This is a genomic window from Profundibacterium mesophilum KAUST100406-0324, from assembly GCF_009835145.1.
Classification (GTDB): domain Bacteria; phylum Pseudomonadota; class Alphaproteobacteria; order Rhodobacterales; family Rhodobacteraceae; genus Profundibacterium; species Profundibacterium mesophilum.
In genome coordinates, this window is sequence record NZ_APKE01000023.1 from 47,031 (window position 1) to 68,340 (window position 21,310).

At 66.8% G+C, this 21,310-nt stretch carries 21 protein-coding genes; 6 read left to right on the plus strand and 15 right to left on the minus strand.

Features of this window, described 5'->3' with window-relative positions:
* Window positions 1-51: 51 nt before the first annotated feature.
* The 9 genes from PMES_RS09955 to PMES_RS09995 form a co-directional block, all read right to left on the minus strand.
* Complete coding sequence (locus tag PMES_RS09955) at window positions 52-498, minus strand: cytochrome c-type biogenesis protein (protein WP_159965565.1); 447 nt, start codon at window positions 496-498, stop codon at window positions 52-54.
* A complete protein-coding gene (locus PMES_RS09960; protein WP_159965566.1) occupies window positions 495-2,480 on the minus strand; it encodes a heme lyase CcmF/NrfE family subunit in 1,986 nt (661 codons plus the stop codon). The genes PMES_RS09955 and PMES_RS09960 overlap by 4 nt, the downstream gene beginning before the upstream one ends.
* Before the next feature lie 374 nt (window positions 2,481-2,854).
* Window positions 2,855-3,034 (minus strand): hypothetical protein, encoded by a 180-nt coding sequence (locus PMES_RS09965; protein ID WP_159965567.1) that lies wholly within the window; start codon window positions 3,032-3,034, stop codon window positions 2,855-2,857.
* The gene (locus PMES_RS09970) at window positions 3,024-3,575 is read right to left on the minus strand and encodes a 3TM-type holin (protein WP_159965568.1); all 552 of its coding nucleotides are present in this window, start codon (window positions 3,573-3,575) and stop codon (window positions 3,024-3,026) included. Before PMES_RS09970 ends, PMES_RS09965 begins: the two co-directional genes overlap by 11 nt.
* On the minus strand, window positions 3,566-4,177 hold the full coding sequence (locus tag PMES_RS09975; protein WP_159965569.1) for a holin-associated N-acetylmuramidase: 612 nt from the start codon (window positions 4,175-4,177) through the stop codon (window positions 3,566-3,568). Before PMES_RS09975 ends, PMES_RS09970 begins: the two co-directional genes overlap by 10 nt.
* 50 nt (window positions 4,178-4,227) lie before the next feature.
* Window positions 4,228-4,686, minus strand: coding sequence for a cytochrome c maturation protein CcmE (ccmE, locus tag PMES_RS09980; RefSeq protein ID WP_159965570.1), 459 nt, complete (start codon window positions 4,684-4,686; stop codon window positions 4,228-4,230).
* A gap of 8 nt (window positions 4,687-4,694) precedes the next feature.
* The gene (gene argC / locus PMES_RS09985) at window positions 4,695-5,723 is read right to left on the minus strand and encodes an N-acetyl-gamma-glutamyl-phosphate reductase (protein ID WP_159965571.1); all 1,029 of its coding nucleotides are present in this window, start codon (window positions 5,721-5,723) and stop codon (window positions 4,695-4,697) included.
* A gap of 36 nt (window positions 5,724-5,759) precedes the next feature.
* A complete protein-coding gene (gene murI, locus PMES_RS09990) occupies window positions 5,760-6,569 on the minus strand; it encodes a glutamate racemase (protein WP_159965572.1) in 810 nt (269 codons plus the stop codon).
* 139 nt (window positions 6,570-6,708) lie between these two features.
* A complete protein-coding gene (locus tag PMES_RS09995; RefSeq protein WP_159965573.1) occupies window positions 6,709-10,146 on the minus strand; it encodes an indolepyruvate ferredoxin oxidoreductase family protein in 3,438 nt (1,145 codons plus the stop codon).
* Between the two features lie 189 nt (window positions 10,147-10,335).
* Here PMES_RS09995 and PMES_RS10000 point away from each other — a divergent pair, with 189 nt between their 5' ends.
* The 5 genes from PMES_RS10000 (at window position 10,336) to grxD (ending at window position 14,967) form a co-directional block, all read left to right on the plus strand.
* Entirely contained in the window at window positions 10,336-11,235 is a 900-nt protein-coding gene (locus PMES_RS10000; RefSeq protein ID WP_159965574.1) for a LysR family transcriptional regulator, read from the plus strand.
* Between the two features lie 527 nt (window positions 11,236-11,762).
* The gene (purL, locus tag PMES_RS10005; RefSeq protein WP_159965575.1) at window positions 11,763-13,922 is read left to right on the plus strand and encodes a phosphoribosylformylglycinamidine synthase subunit PurL; all 2,160 of its coding nucleotides are present in this window, start codon (window positions 11,763-11,765) and stop codon (window positions 13,920-13,922) included.
* Between the two features lie 65 nt (window positions 13,923-13,987).
* Complete coding sequence (locus PMES_RS10010; RefSeq protein WP_159965576.1) at window positions 13,988-14,230, plus strand: BolA/IbaG family iron-sulfur metabolism protein; 243 nt, start codon at window positions 13,988-13,990, stop codon at window positions 14,228-14,230.
* A complete protein-coding gene (locus tag PMES_RS10015) occupies window positions 14,227-14,478 on the plus strand; it encodes a hypothetical protein (RefSeq protein ID WP_159965577.1) in 252 nt (83 codons plus the stop codon). The genes PMES_RS10010 and PMES_RS10015 overlap by 4 nt, the downstream gene beginning before the upstream one ends.
* Before the next feature lie 102 nt (window positions 14,479-14,580).
* The gene (gene grxD / locus PMES_RS10020; RefSeq protein WP_159965578.1) at window positions 14,581-14,967 is read left to right on the plus strand and encodes a Grx4 family monothiol glutaredoxin; all 387 of its coding nucleotides are present in this window, start codon (window positions 14,581-14,583) and stop codon (window positions 14,965-14,967) included.
* Window positions 14,968-15,109: 142 nt separating this feature from the next.
* On the opposite strand, the gene PMES_RS10025 is transcribed toward grxD, so the two are convergent.
* Window positions 15,110-15,505, minus strand: a complete 396-nt coding sequence (locus PMES_RS10025; RefSeq protein WP_159965579.1) for a cell division protein ZapA — start codon at window positions 15,503-15,505, stop codon at window positions 15,110-15,112.
* Entirely contained in the window at window positions 15,498-16,007 is a 510-nt protein-coding gene (locus PMES_RS10030) for a hypothetical protein (protein ID WP_159965580.1), read from the minus strand. Before PMES_RS10030 ends, PMES_RS10025 begins: the two co-directional genes overlap by 8 nt.
* A gap of 226 nt (window positions 16,008-16,233) precedes the next feature.
* On the opposite strand from PMES_RS10030, the gene tkt reads away from it, so the two are divergent.
* On the plus strand, window positions 16,234-18,249 hold the full coding sequence (tkt, locus tag PMES_RS10035) for a transketolase (RefSeq protein ID WP_159965581.1): 2,016 nt from the start codon (window positions 16,234-16,236) through the stop codon (window positions 18,247-18,249).
* 182 nt (window positions 18,250-18,431) lie between these two features.
* Here tkt and nusB read toward each other — a convergent pair whose 3' ends face one another.
* From nusB to PMES_RS10055, 4 genes are all read right to left on the minus strand, one after another.
* On the minus strand, window positions 18,432-18,896 hold the full coding sequence (nusB, locus tag PMES_RS10040; RefSeq protein WP_159965582.1) for a transcription antitermination factor NusB: 465 nt from the start codon (window positions 18,894-18,896) through the stop codon (window positions 18,432-18,434).
* Window positions 18,893-19,414 (minus strand): 6,7-dimethyl-8-ribityllumazine synthase, encoded by a 522-nt coding sequence (locus PMES_RS10045; protein WP_159965583.1) that lies wholly within the window; start codon window positions 19,412-19,414, stop codon window positions 18,893-18,895. Before PMES_RS10045 ends, nusB begins: the two co-directional genes overlap by 4 nt.
* Window positions 19,414-20,526, minus strand: coding sequence for a 3,4-dihydroxy-2-butanone-4-phosphate synthase (ribB, locus tag PMES_RS10050; RefSeq protein WP_159965584.1), 1,113 nt, complete (start codon window positions 20,524-20,526; stop codon window positions 19,414-19,416). Before ribB ends, PMES_RS10045 begins: the two co-directional genes overlap by 1 nt.
* Window positions 20,527-20,638: 112 nt before the next feature.
* Entirely contained in the window at window positions 20,639-21,241 is a 603-nt protein-coding gene (locus PMES_RS10055; protein ID WP_159965585.1) for a riboflavin synthase, read from the minus strand.
* Window positions 21,242-21,310 lie beyond the last annotated feature (69 nt).

Consider the following 21,310-nt stretch of genomic DNA (forward strand, 5'->3'; position numbering starts at 1 on the left):
AGTTGCGTCCAGCATAGGCCGGGGCCGCGGCGAGGAAAGCGGGAAGCCGCGTCAGCGCGAGAGCAAATCGTCCAGCCGCGCCTGCTCCTCGTCGCTCAGCGTTTCGGGTTCTGGCGCGCGGGACCGTCCCCGGATCATCATGCCCGCGACGCCCAATCCGCCCAAGAGCGCGAGCGGACCCGCGATCCAGAGCAGCATGTTCCAGCCGCTCGTATCGGGGCGCAACAGGACGTATTCGCCATAGCGGGCGACGATGAAGCGCATCGCCTCCTCGTTGCTGTCACCCGCGACCAGCCGCTCGCGCACCAAGAGGCGCAGGTCGCGCGCGAGATCGGCGTCGCTCTCGTCGATGTTCTCGTTGCGGCAGACGAGGCAGCGCAGCCCCTGGCTCAGCTCGCGCGCACGCATCTCAAGCGCCGGATCGTCGAGGATCTCGTCCGGCTGGACGGCCCAGAGCGGGCCGGCCAGAAGGCATAGGGCGAGGACGAGGCGCCTCATTCCGCGGGCACCGCGCGTGCACCGCCACTCTTGCGGCGATGGTCCGCGCCGGCGGCTACCCTGAACCGCCTGTCGGTCAGGCTCAACACGCCGCCAAGGGCCATGATGATGAAGCCCGCCCAGATCCAGCCCGCGAAGGGCTTCACATAGGTGCGCACGGTCCAGCCGCCGTCATCCTGCGGATCGCCGATCACAAGGTACAGATCGCGCAGAACGGTGCTGTCGATGGCGGCCTCCGTGGTCGGCACGCGCGCGACCGGATAGATGCGCTTTTCGGGGCGCAGGACGGCGATCTCCGTCCCGTCCCGCGTGATCGTCATCCGTCCCATCGTCGAGAAGTAGTTGGGCCCGCGGGTCTCCTCGACCTCGTCCAGCGTCACGGTGTAGCCGGCCACCTCGAAGGGCTCTCCGACGCGCGCGATCCTGATATCCTCGGACTCCCACGCCAGAAGCGCCGTCATTCCGAAGGCCGTGACCGCGACGCCGGCATGGGCGACCGCCTTGCCCCAGTCGGCGCGCGGCAGCCGGGCGATACGGCGCAGGCGTGTGCCGATCCCGCCGCGTCCGCCGCGGCTCCATAGGTCGATCACCGTCCCGAGCAGGAGCCAGAGCGCCAGCGCCGATCCCACCGGCGCGAGCATGTTGCCGCCGGTCTGCATGACCCAGATCAGCGCGCCCACCGCGATGCTGAGCGCCATGGCGCCCCAAAGGGGCCGCATCACCCGCCCAATGCGCGCCCGCTTCCACGGCATCGTCGCCCCGATCGGCAGGATCGCCAGCAGGGCCACGGCGAAAGGCGTGAAGGCCGCGTCGAAGAAGGGGGGACCCACGCTGAGCTTTCGGTCGAAGAAGAGCTCGGCGATCAGCGGCCAGACCGTGCCGATGAAGACGACGAAACAGGCCACGGCCAGAAGCACGTTGTTGGCCACGAGCGCGCTTTCGCGGCTCAAGGTCGAGAAGACGCCCTTCGCCTCCATCGCCCCTGCCCGCGCGGCATAGAGCATCAGCCCGCCGCCCATGAAAACCCCTGTGATCGCCAGCAGATAGACGCCGCGCTCGGGATCGGTCGCGAAGGCATGGACCGAGGTGAGCACGCCGGAGCGCACGATGAAGGCACCGATCATCGAGAAGCCGAAGGCAAGGATCGCCAGAAGGATCGTCCAGCTTTTGAGGGCCTCGCGTTTCTCGACGACGATGGCAGAATGCAGGAGTGCGGCCGCCAGAAGCCACGGCATGAACGAGGCGTTCTCGACCGGGTCCCAGAACCAGAATCCGCCCCAGCCAAGCTCGTAATAGGCCCACCAGGATCCCAGGGAGATGCCGACGGTCAGGAACAGCCACGCCGCGAGCGTCCAGGGGCGCACCCAGCGGCCCCAGGCGGCATCGACCCGGCCCTCGATCAGCGCCGCGATGGCAAAGGAGAAGGACATGGAGAGCCCGACATAGCCGAGATAGAGGAAGGGGGGATGAAAGGCGAGGCCCGGATCCTGCAGCAGAGGATTGAGATCCTCGCCATTGAAGGGCGGGACCGCCAGTCGTTCGAACGGGTTCGAGGTGAAGATCAGGAAGGACAGGAAGGCGATGCCTATCGCCCCCTGCACGCCGAGCACACGCGCCCGCAGGGTCGAGGGGAGATTGCCCCCGAACCAGGCCGCCATGGCGCCGTAGAGCGCGACGATCAGCGACCACAGCAGCATGGAGCCCTCGTGGTTCCCCCAGACGCCGGTAATCTTGTAAAGCATCGGCTTGGCAGTATGCGAGTTCGACACGACCACCCGCAACGAGAAGTCCGAGGTCACGAAACCGTAGGTGAGCGCGCCGAAGGCGAAGACCAGCAGCAGGCATTGCGCCGTGGCCGCCGGCCTCGCGGCCTCCATCCATCCGGGCCATCCACGCGACGCGCCGATCAGTGGCAGGATCATCTGGATCGTCGCCGTGCACAGGGCGAGAATCAGGGCGAAATGTCCAAGCTCGATTATCATGGCCGCAGACTACAGTGCGCGGCCGATCTAGCCAATCCACCAACGCAAAAGTGAAACCGCCTCCCTATCAGTGGCTTACAGCGCAGGAAGGTGCATTTCGCCGGGTGGGTTCGGGCCGGGCGGGGGCGGGGCCGGGCCTGCCTGTCCGGCCTCGCCGCCCCCGCCCCGCCCGTTTCAGCCGCTCGCCAGCTTGAGCCGCCTTGCCGCGCGGCGCGGCGCGGGAGGCGCGCGGCGCGCAAGGGTGTCCGCTAGCGCGCCGGCGGCGGCCTCGTTCCGGGCCGCGGCTGCCGGTAGCTCGCCCTTGACCCGCGAGAGGCCGCGGCGCGCCATAAGGTGTGGGACCACCTGCATGAGTTTTCTGAACGACATGACCTTCACCCCCTCGGAAGACGTTCGCGCAGCAGCAGGTTCAGCTCCGACAACACGCGCGTGTTGCGCTCGAGCGCGGCGCGCGCGACCTCGTCCTTCTGCATGTCCCTGTAGAGCAGGTAGAAGACCAGCATCACCCAAGGTCCATACTCCGCCGCGAGACCAACGATGCCGTTACCGCCCACGCTTCTGCCTCCATTCGGCGAGGGCGGCGTTGCTCTCGCCGCTTGCGGGGCCGGGAGCGGTGGGGCCGTCAGGCACAGGCCCCTCCGGCACGGGATCGTCCGGTGCCGCACGCGGCGCAGGCCCCCGAGCGAGATTGCGCAGCACACTGGCCTGAAACGCCTGTCCCTTCGCCTGGTGCCGTGCCCCGAAATAGAACGAGACCACCGCCCCCAGAAGCCACCAGAGCGGCTCGGGCACCAGGGCGATGCCCCGCATCCGCTCCGAGAACCAGGCGGGATCGGCCATGGCGGATACGAAGAGGCCGAGGGTTCCCAATGCCATCATGGGGCGCGGCAGGCGGTTCAACCCGTCGATGAAGCGGTCGAACATGCTTCTTCCCTCGGTTCTGAACTCCGCGGCAAACTGCGCGCGCGCGCCTGCGCCATCCGCGGCCCGGCGGACAGCGGAGGCTTCCGCATTCTCGCGGAACACCTCGACCGTCTCGCGCAAGGCCGAGCGGGGCGAGAAGACGAGACTGAAAAGACGGTCGATCAAGCCCATGATGCTACCCTTTCGCCATGTTCCTGGGCGCTCAGATGGAAGCGCCGCGAAATGAAGGTCTCGGCGCGAAGGATCCAGCCCCCCTTGCCGCCATCGCGCCGCCTTGCGAACTTGCGCAAGGGCGGCCGGCGATCGGCTAGGCGGTAATAGTAGTTGCGCCGCGCGATACCGTAGGCGTCGACGAGGTGGCGCGGCGCGGCCGCCATCGCCCTGGCCGACGCGGCGGCGGTCCTCGGTCCCATGCGGCCATCGATCGCCACGGTGAACCCCATCTCGCACAGGAGCCGCTGCAGGATGCGGATGGCATTGGCGCCGGCATTCACCTGCATGTCGAAGACGGTCGGATGCAGCGCTTCCGGCAAGGCCCCGAGACCGGGCGCCTCGAAGTAGTGGGCGATGAAGATATCGACCGCCTCGTGTTTCTCGAGGCGCATGAGATCGGCGCGGGTGACTGTCCCGTCGCCGTCGAGATCACGTCCGAGACGCCGAAGCGTGCCGAGGGTCACCCCGAAACGCGTCGCCCCGCCGGGATCATCCGGGTCATCCGTGAACCCGCCTTCGCGCGAAAGGATGCCTTCCGCGATCTTCCTGATGGTGGACATTGCGAACGCTCCTTCGCGGCAATATGCCCGGCGAAGGTCGAGGAGCGGCGTTAATTAATGGGAACCGCCGCGTCCGCTTCCTGATAGACGCCCTGCTCCTTGAGCGCCTCGATCACTTCCTTGGGCATGTAGGTCTCGTCATGCTTGGCAAGGATGTCGGAGGCGACGAAGGTGCCGTCGATGTAGCGTCCGGTGCCGACCATGCCCTCGCCTTCGCCAAAGAGATCGGGCAGCACCCCGGTGAAGGCGACGGGAATGCTGGCGGCACCGTCGGTCACCTTGAAGCGGACCGTCTCGCCGGAGCCGCGCTGAAGGCTGCCCTCCTCCACCAGCCCGCCGATGCGGAACGTCTCGTTCGGCGACGGGGGCTCGGCAAGGACCTGTGCGGGAGCCCTGAAGAAGTTGATCCCGTCCCGCATCGCGTAGCCGATGAGCCCGGTCGATACGGTCAGCGCCACGACCGCGACCGCGATGATCTGGATACGGCGCTTCTTCTTGAGACTTTTCATCGCGTTCCTCAGGGAAAGAGCGGTGCCGCCATCAGCCCCATTGTCTCATCGAGACCTAGCATCAGGTTGGCATTCTGCAAAGCCTGCCCGGATGACCCCTTCGTGAGGTTGTCGAGGGCGGCGAAGACGGTGCAGCGTCCGGCGCGCCGGTCGGGCACAACGGAAAGGTGGACGAAGTTCGAGCCGCGCACGTGGCGGGTAGATGGCAAATCGCCCATCGGCAGCACGACGCAGAAAGGCTCGTTCTCGTAGGCTTTCCGGAGTGTTGCGTCGATCTCCTCAGGCTCTCCGTGAACGTAGACCGTCGCCAGGATGCCGCGGTTGGCCGGCAGCAGGTGGGGCGTGAACTGCACCTCGACCGGGCGTCCGGCGAGGGCACTGAACTCCTGGTCGAATTCGCCGAGGTGACGATGGGTACTGCCGGCCGCATAGGCATGCCACCCCTCGGCAAGCTCGGCATGGAGCAGGTTCTCCTTCAGCGAGCGGCCCGCGCCGGAGACCCCCGCCTTCAGGTCGATGACGATCTCGTCGAGATCGATCACGCCCGCCGCGATGAGCGGGCGAAGCGCGAACTGCCCGGTGGCGGCATTGCAGCCCGTTCCCGCCACGAGGCGCGCCTTGCGGATCTCGCCGCGGTAAAACTCGGTGAGCCCGTAGACCGCCTCGGCCTGCAGCTCGGGTTGCTCATGCGCCTTCCCGTACCACTTTTTGTACGCCTCGGGATCGCGGAGCCTGAAATCGGCCGACAGATCGACGATCTTGACCGTACGCGGCAACGTCGCGATCACTGCCTGGCTCGTGGCATGCGGCAGGGCGCAGAAGACCAGATCGATGCCGGAGAAATCGATCTCGTCGATCGTCACCAGGCGCGGAAGGTCGAGATGGCGCAGGTGCGGGAAGACGCTAGCCATTTCCTCGCCGGCCTTCCGGTCGGCACTGAGCGCCGCGATCTGCAGATCGGGATGCGTCGCGATGAGCCTGACGAGTTCGGCGCCGGTATAGCCAGACGCTCCGAGGATGGCGATCTTGTGGGACATGATGTCTCCCGGAAATATTCGATGGAAGCCGGCAGGTCAGGCCGGCTGAAAGTTGATCTCGCGGCGCAGGACGCGGGTGGCCTGTGCCGAAACCTTGCGCACGTCCCCGGTCGTCAGGAAGCGCGCCTTGCCCCCGCCGACCATCTCCGGATGGCGGTCGAGGTAGTCGGCAAGGCTGTCGGCGACGAGACGGGCCTGCGAGTAGACCTCGACATCGGGGCCCAGCGCGTCCTGAAAGACCTCTTCCACGAAGGGGTAATGGGTGCAGCCCAGCACCGCCGCGTCCGGTGAGGGCATCTTGCGCTTGAGCGCCTCGACATGGCTGCGCACCAGCGCTTCGGAGAGGATCTGGTCGCCCTCCTCGATCGCGTCGACCACACCGCCGCAGGCCTGCGCCTCCACGTCGACCCCGATCGCCCGGAAAGCCAGCTCGCGCTGGAAGGCCCGGCTGGCTACCGTCGCCGGGGTCGCGAAGAGCGCCACGTTCTTCACCTTGACCTCGCGCGGCGGGCTGTTGTCGCCCCACTGACGCTCGGTCAGCGCCTCGATCATGGGAACGAAGACACCAAGGACCCGCTTGCCGGGTGGAACCCAGCTTTCCTGCATCCGGCGCAGCGCGGCCGCGCTCGCGGTGTTGCAGGCCAGGATCACCAGGTCGCAACCGGCATCGAAGAGACGCTGCGTGGCGGCTGTCGTCAGCCCATAGATGTCGTCGGCGTCGCGCACGCCGTAGGGCGCGTTGGCATTGTCGCCGAAATAGACGAACGGGACATCGGGAAGGCGCTTGGCCACCGCATCGAGGACCGTCAGCCCACCCAATCCGCTGTCGAAGATACCTACCGCCATCGTGCTCTCTCCGCCTGTCCGGGCCCGCGCGGGACCATGGGAAGGCCACCGGGGATCGCCGGCCGCCCCGATCTGCAATAGGCAACGTAAGGACTGTTGTCCACTGCGCCGGCGCGCGCGCAGACACGTGCGCGAATGCCTATTCCGCCGCGGTGAGCATCTCATCCGGGCTCCCGCCGATCCGGGAAAGAAGCGTCTCGCGGCGCTTCGCGGCCGCTGCCTCGGCGGCTTGCTTGACCGGGCCGAACCCCCTGATCGCCAGGGGAAGGCGCGCGAGCTCGATCGCCGCTTCCCGCGCCTGGAGCGACAGGCGCCCCTCGGCATGAGCCGCGAGAAGGGGCCGCATATCGGCCTCGTATTGCGCGATCAGGGCGCGCTCCATCCTCCGCTCCGCCGTCCTTCCGAAAGGATCGAAGCCCGTGCCGCGCAGCCCCTTGAAGCGCGCGAGCAGCGGGAAGAGTCGCTCGGCCCATGGACCGAAGGGCCGCTTCTTTGGCCGTCCGCCGGAGGATTTCGCGCCCAGCACCGGCGGCGCGAGGTGGAAGGTCAGCCCGACATCACCCTCGAAGGATTCGCGTACCATTTCGCGCGTGCGCGCCAGGAGCCGCGCGACTTCGTACTCGTCCTTGTAGGCCAGCAGCTTGTGATAGCCGAGCGCCACCGCCTCGCGCAGCGCCGCGTCTTCGTACACCGCGTCGACCAGCTTGCGATAGCGCGCAGCGTATCGGCGCGACTGGTAGGCGGTGAGGTGATCCACCCTGTAGTCGATCCGTCCCGAAAGATCGCGCATGTCCATGCCGGGCGCATCCTCGCCGAGGCGGCGCACCTCCTCGGGATGCAATGCCGCCCAGCGCCCGATCTCGAAGGCGCGGCGGTTGCGCTCCACGGCGGCACCGTTCAGCTCGATCGCCTTCTCTATCGCCGGCAAGCCGACCGGGATCAGGCCAAGCTGCCACGCCGCGCCGAAGATCATCATGTTCGAAAAGATCGTATCGCCCATGAGGCGTCCGGCGAGCGCGCTGGCATCGAAAATCTGCAACCGTCCCGGCACCCGCCGTTCGAGCGCAAGGACAAGGCGGTCCGCCGGCAACCTGAACTCGGTGTCCCGCGTAAAATCGCCGGTGATGATCTCATGGCTGTTGACCACGGCCCCCGCGTTCTCCCGCCGCATCAGCCCGAGCGTCCTGGGCCCCGCCGAGACGACCAGGTCGCCCCCGATCAACGCGTCGCATTCACCGGTGGCCACGCGGATCGCGCTGATATCGCCCGGCTTCTCGGCGATGCGGCAATGAATATGCACCGCGCCGCCCTTCTGCGCCAGGCCGGCCATCTCCATCATGCCTGCCCCCTTGCCGTCGACATGGGCGGCCATCGACAAGATCGCCCCGATGGTCACGACCCCGGTTCCGCCGACGCCGGTGATCACGATGTTATGGGTTCCCGCGATCTTCGGCAGTTCGGGCAGCGGCAGATCCCCGATCTCGAGCTCGGCGACGGCGGCCTTGCGCGGCCGGCCGCCCTCGACCGTCACGAATGACGGGCAGAAGCCGTTGAGGCAGCTGTAATCCTTGTTGCAGGAGGACTGGTCCACCGCTCTCTTGCGGCCCAGCTCCGTCTCGACCGGCACGAGGCTGACGCAGTTCGACTGCACGCCGCAATCGCCGCAGCCCTCGCAAATGTCGGTGTTGATGAAAACGCGTGTCTGCGGATCGGGGAACTGGCCCCTCTTGCGCCTGCGTCGCTTCTCGGCCGCGCAGGTCTGCACGTAGATGATCGCGCTGACGCCGGGCTCCTCGGCCAGTCGGGTCTGCACTTGTTCGAGCTCGGCGCGCGGATGCCAGGCGACGCCGGTTGGAAAATCGGCGCGCTCCGGCTCCTCCTTCTCGTCGAAAACCACGGCGATCTCCCGCACGCCCATGGCCGAGACCTCGCGAGCGATGCGGTCGGGGGTGAGCCCGCCCTCGTTGCCCTGCCCGCCGGTCATGGCGACGGCGTCGTTGTAGAGGATCTTGAAGGTGATGTTCGTGCCGGCGGCGAGCGCGGCCCGGATCGCCATGACCCCGGAATGGTTATAGGTGCCATCCCCGAGGTTCTGGAAGACATGCGCGCGCCTGGAGAAGGGCGCCTCGCCGATCCAGTTCGCCCCCTCGCCGCCCATCTGGGTGAAACCGACCGTCTCGCGGTCCATCCATTGCACCATGTAGTGGCAGCCGATCCCGGCATAGGCCCTGTGGCCCTGCGGCACCCTGGTGCTGGTATTGTGGGGGCATCCGGAGCAGAAATAGGGAAGGCGCGCGGCAATCTCCTCGGTATTGGCGCCGCGCGCGGCATCCAACAGGCGCTCCAGCATCGCCTCGATCCGGTCAGTGCGCCGCCCTTCCTCGATCAGCAGCCCGCCGAGTTTCTGCGCGATGAAGATCGGATCGAGCGCATAGCGGGTGGGGAAGAATTCCTCGCGCCGTCCCTCCGAATGCTCGTCGCCCTTGTGCCAGCCATAGACGCGTCGCCCCGCACGGTCATCGAACAGGGCCTCCTTGACCTGGACCTCGATGAGCTTGCGCTTCTCCTCGACCACGACGATCAGATCGAGCCCCTCGGCCCAGTCGTGAAACCCGGCCATGTCCAGAGGCCAGGTCTGCCCCACCTTGTAGCTCGTCAGCCCCAGCCGCTCGGCCTCGTCCGCGTCGATCCCGAGCAAGGTGAGCGCATGCACCAGGTCGAGCCAGTTCTTGCCGGCCGCGACGAAGCCGATCTTCGCGCCGGGCTTGCCCCAGACACGCCTGTCCATGCCATTGGCGCGCGAGAAGGCCTCTGCCGCGAAACGCTTGTGGTCGATCATCCGCGCTTCCTGCGCGAGCGGCGTGTCGGCGAGCCGGATGTTCAGCCCGCCGGGCGGCAGTTCGAGCCGGGGGCGCACGAAGCTCATCCGGTTCGCATCGCCCTCGACGACGCTCGTCGCCTCGACCGTGTCCTTCATTGTCTTGAGTCCCACCCAGACACCGGCGAAACGCGACAGGGCCCAGCCATAAAGACCGTAATCGAGGATTTCCTGCACCCCCGCAGGCGAGACGATCGGCATGTAGGCATCGACCATCGCCCAGTCGGACTGGTGCAGCGTCGTCGAACTCTCGCCGGTATGATCGTCCCCCATCGCCATGATCACCCCGCCATGCGGCGAGGTTCCGGCCATGTTGGCGTGCCGCATCACGTCGCCGGAGCGGTCCACGCCCGGCCCCTTGCCATACCAGAGCCCGAACACGCCGTCATGCTTGCCCTCGCCGCGAAGCTCGGCCTGCTGGCTGCCCCATAGGGCCGTCGCGGCCAGATCCTCGTTCAGTCCCGGCTGGAAGAGGATGTCCGCCGCGCTCAGAAGGGGCTGTGCCCGGGCCATCTGCAGATCGACTGCGCCGAGCGGTGAGCCGCGATACCCCGTCACGTAGCCCGCCGTGTTCAATCCGGCCGCCGCGTCCCGCGCCCTTTGCATCAGCACGAGGCGCACCAGGGCTTGCGTTCCGTTCAACAGGACGGGGGACTTCTGCAGATCGAACCTGTCGTGAAGCGTCACATCCAACCGCATACCGCTCTACCTCCCAATAGCGCCGCAATGTCGTGGTCGCGCCGATTATAGGTCAAAGGGCGTGACCTACCAAAAGATTTCTAGATCGGTTAGATTTCGGTTAGGTGATTGCCTTATATCATGGAATACCGGTATCCATCCGCGCTCGAACCATCGCCCAACGACGCCCAAACGACGGAAAACACCCTCATGGACTGGGACAAGCTCAGAATATTCCACGCGGTCGCGGATGCCGGCAGCCTGACCGCAGCAGGCGATACCCTGCATCTGAGCCAGTCGGCAGTCTCACGCCAGATACGGGCGCTCGAGGAATCGCTCGACACGACCCTCTTTCACCGCCATGCGCGCGGCCTGATTCTCACCGAGCAGGGCGAGCTTCTGCACGATGCCACCTCAGCCATGTCCCGCCGGCTCGAAGCCGCCTCTGCGCGCATACGTGACAGTGAAGAGGAGGTGTTCGGCGAGCTGCGGGTGACGACGACGACCGGGTTCGGCTCCCTGTGGTTGGCGCCCCGCCTGCCCAAGCTCTACGAGAAATATCCCGATCTCAAGATCGACCTGATGCTCGAGGAACGGGTATTGGACCTGCCGATGCGCGAGGCCGATCTCGCGATCCGCATGAAGGAGCCGAGCCAGGCCGACCTGATCCGCAAGCGGCTCATGACAGTGCGCATGCGCCTCTACGCGACACCGGAATACATCGAGGAGCGGGGCTTGCCCGAAACCCTTGCCGATCTGTCGCGGCACAGGTTGATCTGCCAGCAGATGGGCGCGGCCCAGGTCAGCGCCGGCGCCACGCTCGTGCATGAGCTGATGACGCAGAAGATCCCCTCGACCCTCACCGTGAACAACTATTTCGGCGTTCTCCAGGCGACGCTGGCCAATCTCGGCATCGGTGTCCTGCCCAACTACGTGATCGAGGATTTCCCGCGTATCGTGCGCGTTCTGCCCGATGTCGAATCCGCCGAGGTGCCCGTCTTCCTCGCCTATCCCGAGGAGTTGCGGCAATCAAAGCGCATCTCCGCCTTCCGCGATTTCGTCATCGACGAACTCGCCATCCAGAGGCGCCAGGGCGCGGAGCGGAACTGAGCCTGTGGACCATGCGCGCGACGCATAGCGGATTTGCGCTGCAGCGCAGCGATTTTCCTTGATCTGCAAGCCGTCAAATCCTAGCTCCTCCATCAGAACGCACGAAGATTCGCTCTCGTGCATTCTACCTCCCTGTTGGACTTGGCCGAGCTTCATGCTCGGCCTTTTTTTTGGCGATCGGATGGGTGGGCCCCGATCCGTCGTCCCCCTCGGCTTGCCCCGCGCCGGGCGGTGCCGCTCCGGCATCACCGCCCTGCGGGAGTGCCGGTGCCACCTTGGCCATGCGCCTTTGCCGAATGCGGCCCTTTCACCCGGGCCAAACCGTCCGGCCTTGCCGAAACAGGCAATCATTCTCCCCCAGCCAAGACGCGGCATCCGCCCTTTTCGCGCACGGGAAACTCTCCGCCCCGTCTTGAGGGGATTTCCGAACCCGGGGGCCGCGCCTGCGGGCTACCGGGCCGCCTGCCCTTTCCCCCTCCCGCCGCAGCCGTTAAGAACGTGTAACCGCACGCCACCAGAGGACCCGCATGACCGAGCCCCAAATATCCGATGACCTGATCGCAGCCCACGGGCTGAGCACCAGCGAATACGGTGAGATCCTGCGCCTGCTGAACCGCGATCCCACCTTCACGGAACTCGGTATCTTCTCGGCCATGTGGAACGAGCATTGCTCCTACAAATCGTCCAAGAAATGGTTGCGCACCCTGCCGACCGAGGGGCCGCAGGTGATTTGCGGGCCGGGCGAGAATGCCGGCGTCGTCGATATCGGTGATGGGCTGGCCGTGGTTTTCAAGATGGAGAGCCACAACCATCCCTCCTATATCGAGCCCTACCAGGGCGCGGCCACCGGCGTGGGCGGCATCCTGCGTGACGTCTTCACGATGGGTGCGCGTCCCATTGCGGCGATGAACGCGCTTTCGTTCGGGATGCCGGACCACCCCAAGACGCGGCAGCTGGTGCATGGCGTGGTCGAAGGTGTCGGCGGGTATGGCAACTGCTTCGGCGTGCCGACCGTCGGCGGAGAGGTCCGCTTCCACCGCTCCTACAATGGCAACTGCCTCGTCAACGCCTTTGCCGCCGGTCTCGCCCGCGCCGACAGCATCTTCTACTCGGCGGCCTCGGGCGTCGGGATGCCGGTTGTCTATCTCGGCGCCAAGACCGGACGTGACGGCGTCGGCGGGGCCACGATGGCCAGCGCCGAGTTCGACGACACGATCGAGGAGAAGCGGCCCACCGTCCAGGTCGGCGATCCCTTCACCGAAAAGAGCCTGATGGAGGCCTGCCTCGAGCTGATGGCAACCGGCGCCGTGATCTCGATCCAGGACATGGGCGCGGCCGGCCTGACATGCTCGGCGGTGGAGATGGGCGACAAGGGCAATCTCGGCGTAAGGCTCGATCTTGAGAACGTGCCCGTGCGCGAGGCCGACATGACCGCCTACGAGATGATGCTCTCGGAGTCGCAGGAACGGATGCTCATGGTGCTCAGGCCCGAGCTCGAGGCCGAGGCCAAGGCGGTGTTCGACAAGTGGGATCTCGACTTCGCCATCGTCGGCGAGACGATTGCCGAGGACCGCTTCCTCATCACGCATAACGGCGAGACCAAGGCCGACCTTCCTCTCAAGGCCCTATCGGGCACCGCGCCTGAATACGACCGCCCGTGGGAGCGCAGCCCCATTCCCGCGCCCCTCGAGGACATTCCGCAGATCGGGCCCTTCGCCGCACTGGAGGCCCTTCTCGGCTCGCCCAATTACGCGTCGAAAGCCTGGGTCTACGAGCAGTATGACACGCAGGTGATGGCCGATACGGTGCGCGCGCCGGGTCTCGGTGCCGGCGTGGTGCGGGTGCATGGCACACGCAAGCTGCTCGCCTTTACCTCGGACGTGACGCCGCGCTACGTCAAGGCGAACCCGGTCGAGGGCGGCAAGCAGGCGGTGGCGGAGGCCTATCGCAACCTCACGGCCGTCGGCGCCAGGGCGCTCGCCACCACCGACAACCTCAATTTCGGCAATCCCGAAAAGCCCGAGATCATGGGACAGTTCGTGGGCGCGATCGAGGGGATCGGTGCGGCCTGCCGCGCGCTCGACATGCCGATCGTGTCCGGCAACGTCTCGCTCTACAACGAAACCGATGGCTCGGGCATCCTGCCCACCCCGACGATCGGCGCGGTCGGCCTGATCGACGATGCCGCGCAGCTCATCGCGGGCACCGCCCATTCGGGATGTGTCGCGCTGGTGATCGGCGAGACACACGGACATCTGGGGCAGTCGGCCCTCATGGCCGAGGCGTTCGGGCGCGAGGAGGGCGACGCGCCCCCCGTCGATCTCGAACTGGAGAGACGGCACGGGGAATTCCTGCTCGCCAACCGTCAATGGATCACCGCGGCGAGCGATCTTTCCGATGGCGGCCTTGCCCTCGCCGCGTTCGAGATGGCGGCCGCCGGCGGTGTCGGCCTGACGCTCGACAGCGGCGATATCGGGCAACTCTTCGGCGAAGACCAGGCGCGCTACCTCGTCGCCTGCACCTTCGACGCGGCCGAGTTCCTGCTCAGCGAGGGCTACCGGCAGGGCATCGCCATCGAGACGGTGGGCAAATTCGGCGGTAAGAAGCTCCGCATCGGGGGCCATTCGGGTCCCTTCTCCGAATACCTGTCACTGTGGAGCGACAGCTTCGAGGCACGGCTGGGCTGACCGCCCTGCTTGCACCGCCCCCGGCCCGGCCCTACATTCCGGGGGCAAACGGAGGACGACCAGCGATGGCCATGCAGGCGAATGAAATCGAGGCCCTGATCCGGGAAAGCTTCCCGCAGGCACGCGTGACGATCACCGATCTCGCGGGGGACGGAAATCATTATGCCGCGGAGGTGGTCGACGAATCCTTCCGCGGCAAGAACCGCGTTCAGCAGCAGCGTGCCGTCTATGCGGCCCTGAAGGGCAAGATGGACGGATCGGCCGGCGAGCTGCATGCCCTCGCGCTGACGACCAAGGTGCCCGAGTGAGCAGCCTTGCCGTCTCAGCGATCCTGGGGGCGGCGATCCTCGTTCTGCTGGGATTGCGGGCGACCTTCGTGGTGCGTGCAGAACGCGGCCGCCCGCGCGGCAGCCCGCCCGGCAAGGGTACGCATGTGATCGACGCCAGTTACCATTCGGGTGGTGGCGGCGGCGGGCAGGATTACAGCTTCACGGTGCCGCGCGATCCCGATGACTATGCGCGGCTCTTCGTGCCGCCCGCTAAACGGTCCCGATGACCTTCGGGCCGCCACCTTTACGCCGGCCGCCCGAATGCCTATCTGCGCTGCAAGCGCCGCCACGATACACGATCTGAAATTCACCCGATGAGGATGCAATCCATGAGCACCGAAACGAGCCCGCAAACCCAGCCCGTCGAAAACCGCATCGCCGATGCCGTCACAAGCAACGATGTCGTGCTCTTCATGAAGGGCACCAAGTCGATGCCGCAATGCGGCTTCTCGAGCCGTGTCGCCGGCGTCCTGAACTTCATGGGCGTCGATTACGAGGACGTCAATGTTCTGGCCGACGAGGGCATCCGCCAGGGCATCAAGGACTATTCCGACTGGCCGACGATCCCGCAGCTCTACGTCAAGGGCGAGTTCGTCGGCGGCTGCGACATCATCACCGAGATGACCCTGTCGGGCGAGCTGGACCAGCTGTTCAGCGATAACGGCGTGGCCTTCGACAAGGATGCCGCCGACAAGATCCGCGAAGCCAACGGCTGAGCCGCACGGGGTCTGCCGAAACGGGCCCGGGCTGCCGTGATGGAAAGGGGGGATGCCGGCGCCGGCGTTCCCCCTTTTTTCGTGTCATCATGCACCCACGCCGACCCGTCCCGCGTGGCCGCGCGCGGTGGATGAGGCCGGCTCAGCCCGCTGCCTTTTCCTCGACCTGACGCGCCAGCGCCTCGATGCGTTCGGACAATGTGGCAAGCCCCTCGTTGACCTCGTCGGGCACCACGGGGACCTCGATCGTCTGGGGTTCGGGCTCGGGCGCGTTGCGCAGCGTGTCGATCTCGCGGCTGAGCGTGCGCACGCGGGTTTCGAGCGAGCGCACCTGCTCGTCCAGTCCCGATGTCCGGTCCGCGAGCATCAGCCCCGCCATCAGGAGCATGCGCTGCTCCGGGATGCGGCCGATCTGCGAGCCCAGCACATCCGCTTCGGCGGCGAGGCGCGCCGCGGCGTTTTGCAGGAAATGCTCCTCCCCTTCCTGGCAAGCGACTTCGTAATCGCGCCCGCCGATCGAGATCTTGACTTCAGGCATCGGCCGGAGCCTCCTTTTCCTTGGTGATGAGTGGTGCGAGTGCGCCCAGGAGCGCCTCGAGTTCGGCGCGGTCGCTGTCGCGCTCGGCCCGCAGCGCCTCGAGCTCGGTGCGCATCGCCTCGTCGATCAGACCGGGCTCGGCCATGCCCGCCCGGTTGGCCTCGCGCAATGCGGTGTTGGACCGGCGCAGCGCATCGATGACCTGCTTGAGCCGGTGGCGGTCGGGCTCGAGCACGCCGAGCGCGCGCCGGGCATCGGCCAGGTCCCGCTCGAGGGCGGCGACGCGGGTTTCCTGCCGCTCCTTGATTGCAAGGACGCGAGCCTCGAGGGTCGCGTTGACGGCGCGCTCCTCCTCCAGCTCGGCCTGCAACTCTTCCGGTTTCGGGCCCTCGACCTCGGCCGGCTCCGGTTCGGGGCGGGGCGGCTCCAGACCGGCAAGCCCCGCCTCGATCCGCTCCAGGGCGGCGTCGAGACGCTGCTGCAATTGGGTGAACTCGTTCATCATGGCCTGTCCTTCCTGTCCCGGCGCGGGCGCGGGCACGTGCCCCAAGATTGCACCGAATCGCCGGTCACTGTCTTCGTGCCACTTAATCGCAAGTCAAACCCGATTTCAGCCCCCCTTGTCGGGGCGCGGGCGCAGCTTCGCGCCGTGACGCTTGAAGTTGCCCCCCCCTCTCGCTTATCACGCGCCGAGCGCCGTGACACCGTACCCGAAAAGGACAGGACCCTTGGACATAGCCACTTTGCGCGAGACGCATCCCGATCATTGGCAGAAGGCGACCGCGATCCGCGTGCTCACGCTCGACGCCGTCGCCGAGGCCAATTCCGGACATAGCGGCGCCCCGATGGGCATGGCCGATATCGCGACCGTGCTTTTCGGCAAGCATCTCAAGTTCGATGCCGCCAATCCCGGCTGGCCCGATCGCGACCGGTTCATCCTGTCGAACGGCCATGGCTCGATGCTGATCTATTCGCTGCTCTACCTGCTGGGCGATCCGCAGATCACGCTCGACCAGGTGAAGAATTTTCGCCAGCTGGGCGCACGTACCGCCGGCCACCCCGAAAACTTCCTCGTGGACGCGATCGAGACCACGACCGGACCGCTCGGCCAGGGCATCGCCAACTCGGTCGGCTTCGCCATCGCCGAGGAAATCCAGCGCGCCCGTTTCGGCAAGAAGATCGTCGACCATCACACCTATGTCTTCGCCGGCGACGGCTGCTTGATGGAAGGTGTCAGCCAGGAGGCGATCGCCCTCGCCGGCCACTTGCAACTCGGCAAGCTCGTGGTGCTCTTCGACGATAATGGCATCACCATCGACGGCCGGGTCGATATCGCCGACAGCACCGACCAGCAGGCCCGCTTCAAGGCCTCCGGCTGGCATGTGCAGGAGATCGACGGCCATGACCCCGAGGCGATCGACGCCGCGCTGACCGCAGCCAAGGCCGATCCGCGTCCCTCGATGATCGCCTGCAGGACCCATATCGCGCTGGGCTCCTCGGCGCAGGACACCTCCAAGGGTCACGGCGCCCTGACCGATCCGCAGCTCATTGCCGATGCGCGCGAGGCTTACGGCTGGCCGCATGGCCCCTTCGACATTCCCGCCGACATCAAGGGACAGTGGGAGGAGATGGGCCGCCGCGGTGGCGCCAAGCGCTCAGAATGGCAGGACCGCTTCAACGGGCTGTCGGCGAGCCGCAAGGGCGAGTTCGAGCGGATGCTGGCCGGCGAGGCCCCCAAGAAACTCGCGGGGACGATCCGGGCGCTCAAGAAGCAGATCAGCGAGTCCGCGCCCAAGCTCGCCACCCGCAAGAGCTCGGAAATGGTGCTCGAGGTAGTGAACCCGATCATGCCCGAGACCGTCGGCGGCTCGGCCGATCTCACCGGCTCGAACAACACCCTGACCAAGGATCTTGGCACGTTCAGCGCCGAGGATCGCAAGGGCCGCTACATCTATTACGGCATCCGCGAGCACGGGATGGCATCCGCGATGAACGGGATGGCGCTGCATGGCGGCGTGCGCCCCTATGGCGGCACCTTCATGTGCTTTGCCGACTACGCGCGCGGCGCGATCCGCCTGTCGGCCCTGAGCCAGGTTCCCGCCGTCTACGTGCTGACCCATGACAGCATCGGCCTTGGCGAGGACGGCCCGACGCACCAGCCCGTCGAGCATCTCGCGATGCTGCGCGCGACGCCGAACCTGCATGTCTTCCGCCCCGCCGACACGGTCGAGACCGCAGAGGCCTGGGAGATCGCCCTGACCTCCGCGAAGACCCCCTCGGCCCTCGCGCTGAGCCGTCAGAACCTTCCGACCGTGCGCACCGAGCACAAGCAGAAGAACCTGACCGCGCAGGGCGCCTACGTGCTGGCCGAGGCCGAGGGCAAGCGGCAGGCGATCATCATCGCCACCGGCTCTGAAGTGTCCGTCGCCCTCGCCGCGCGCGAGTTGCTGCATGAGCTGAAGATCGGCACCCGTGTCGTCTCGATGCCCTGCCAGGAGCTTTTCGCGGAGCAGGACGAGAGCTACCGCCGCCGCATCCTGCCCCCCGGCCCGGTGCGCGTCGCGGTCGAGGCCGCCTCGCCCTTCGGCTGGGACCGCTGGCTCAGCGGCGAGCGCGGCAATGCGAAGAAGGCCGGCTTCGTCGGCATGGAAGGCTTTGGCGCCTCCGCCCCCGCCGAGGAGCTTTTCGAGAAGTTCGGCATCACCGCCGAGGCCGTTTCGGCCAAGGTGCAGTCGCTGCTCTGATCCGCTCCTTGCACGCGCGAATGAACACGGCCGGCCCCGCAAGGGACCGGCCGTTTTCGTGATGCTTTCGGAAATGGCGAAGACGCTGCAACGGGCGCAGAGGGCGTCGAGAATACCAAGGCGCACCGTGCCGGCCCGGCCGGGAGTGCTCTCCAAGCCGTCGCGTCACGCCGGGCAGGGCTTCAGAATGCGTCGGGCTGCGCCTCGCGGGCCATGTGATCGAGGACCGCGTTCACGAAGCGAGCCTCGCGGCCTTCGGGATGGAAGGCCTTCGCCACGTCGACGAATTCGTTGATGACGACACGCGGCGGCGCCGACCTGCGCAGCAGCTCCGCCCCCGCGGCCCGGAACAGGGCCCGCAAGGTCGGATCGATCCGGTCGATCGGCCACTTGGCCACGAGCGCCCGGTCGGTCATCTGGTCGATGCGTCCCTGGAATTCGACCGCCGTTTCGAGAAGGGCCCTGAAAAGGTCGACATTGCCCTCGGCCATCTCCTCGTCGTCATAGACCGCGCCAAAGCGATGCGTCTCGAACTCGGCGCGAACCTGGTCGATGGTCAGCGCGGAATGCTCCATCTGGAAGAGCGCCTGAACCGCGTAGAGGCGCGATGCCGATTTCATCTGTCGTTTCTGATCGACAGGCTTCATGACTGTGCGCTCCGCGTTCCGCCCGGCTTGAAGCCGATCCCGCTGGGCGCGCGCGACCATCTGCGCGACAGGGCGATCAGGTGGAGCGCCGCAGCCGCCGCCCCGCCGCCCTTGTCCTGCTCTCCCGGGGCAGCGCGCACCGCGGCCTGCGCATGGGTTTCCACCGTCAGGATACCGTTGCCGATGCAGCAGCCGTCCAGCCCGAGCAGCGTGAGCGCACGGCTGCTGTCATTGCACACCGTCTCGTAATGCGTCGTCTCGCCCCGGATCACGCAGCCCAGCGCGACATACCCGTCGAAATCGCCGGTGCGCTGCGCGATGCGGATCGCGGTCGGCACCTCGAGCGCGCCGGGCACCTCGACCGTCTCATGCGCGCCGCCGGCGCCCTCGATCATCGCCCGCGCGCCCGCCAGGAGATCGTCGGCGATGTCGCGGTAATAGGGCGCCACGACGATCAGAAGCCGGGGTGCCTTGTCGAACTCGGGCATTGGCGGGGTGTAATGCGAGGCTCCGGCCATCAGCCGATCTCCGATATCTTGCGGGTGCCGGCGATCTCGAGCCCGTAAGCCTCGAGCCCGACCACCTTGGGTTTTGGCGAATTGGTGAGAAGGATCATCTTCGACAGCCCGAGGCTGGAGAGGATCTGTGCGCCGAGCCCGTATTGGCGCAGCGTCTGGGGCGAGGCCTCGTGACCGTCATCGAGCTTCATATGCAGATCACGCAGCAGCACGAGCGCGCCGCGGCCCTCCTGCGCGATCAGCGTCATCGCATCGCCGAACTCCGCCGCGCGGCCCTTGCCGCCCGTACCCACCACGTCGAGCATGGGGTCCATCGCGTGCATGCGCACCAGCACCGGATCGTCACCGGTGATGTCGCCCTTGATCAGCGCGATATGCTCGGCGCCCTGCGTCTCGTCGGTATAGACGCGCATCGTCCACTCGCCGCCGAATTCGCTCTGGATGACCTGCTCGCTCTTCTTGCCGACGAGGTTGTCGTGCCGGCGGCGATAGGCGATGAGATCGCTGATCGTCCCGATCTTGAGGTTGTGACGCTGCGCGAAGCTCACGAGGTCGGGAAGGCGCGCCATCGTGCCGTCCTCGTTCATGATCTCGCAGATCACGCCCGACGGGTTGAGCCCGGCAAGGCGGGAGATGTCCACGGCCGCCTCCGTATGACCCGCGCGCACCAGCACCCCGCCATCGCGGGCGCGCAGCGGAAAGACATGGCCCGGCGTCGCGATATCGGCGGCGGTCTTGCCCGCATCGATAGCCACGGCCACGGTTCGGGCACGGTCATGGGCGGAAATGCCGGTGCTCACGCCCTCCCGCGCCTCGATCGAGATGGTGAAGGCCGTCTCGTGGCGCGAGGAATTGTAGGATGCCATCAATGGCAGGCCGAGCGCGTCGACCCGCGCTCCCGTGAGGCTGAGACAGATCAGGCCGCGGCCGTGCATCGCCATGAAGTTGATCGCGTCGGGCGTGGCCATCTGCGCGGGAATGACGAGATCGCCCTCGTTCTCGCGATCCTCGTGATCGACGAGGATGAACATGCGCCCGTTGCGGGCATCCTCGATGATCTCCTCGATCTGGGAGACGGCATCGTGGTATTCTGACAGGACGGGCTGAGACATGGCGGCTCGCTTTTCGGCAGGCGGATCGGCGTTGCGGGGGCAATAGCGCAGCGGACCGCGCTTGGCCAGCCTTCCGCCGCGCATGACCGCCTTGCGCGGGCCGCCCAGCAGGTCAGTCCCAGTTGCGCAGCCGCTCTACATAGCGCGCCATAGTGTCGATCTCGAGGTTGACCGGATCGCCCACGGCCGCGTCGCCCCAGGTGGTCGCCGTTTTGGTATGGGGGATGAAGTTGATCCCGAACCGGGCGCCCTCGACCTCGTTGACCGTCAGCGATGCGCCGTTCAGCGCGACCGACCCCTTGGGCGCGATGAACCGCGCCAGCTCCGACGGCGCCTCGAGGGTGACGCGGGTACTGTCGCCCTCTTCGCGCATTTGCGTGATCCTGGCCACCCCGTCGACATGCCCCGACACAATATGCCCCCCGAGCTCGTCGCCGACCCTGAGCGCCCGCTCGAGGTTGATCCTGCGCCCCGGCGGCCAGCCGCGCTCGGCGATGTTGGTCTTGGAGAGCGTCTCCGCCGATATCTCGACATCGAACCAGGGGCGCGGCTCCTTACCGGTGGAGATCACCGTGAGGCACACACCGTCGCAGGCGATCGAGGCACCGATGGCGATCCCGTCGAGCGCGTAATTCGTGGCAATGCGCGCGCGCAGGTCGCCGCGGCGTTCGGTTTCGAGGATCTCTCCGATATCGGTGATGATGCCGGTGAACATGGGGGGCGCTCCTCCGCGTTGCTTCAGGCTCCGATCTATGCCCCCTGCGCCGCGGGGGGGCAAGCCTGC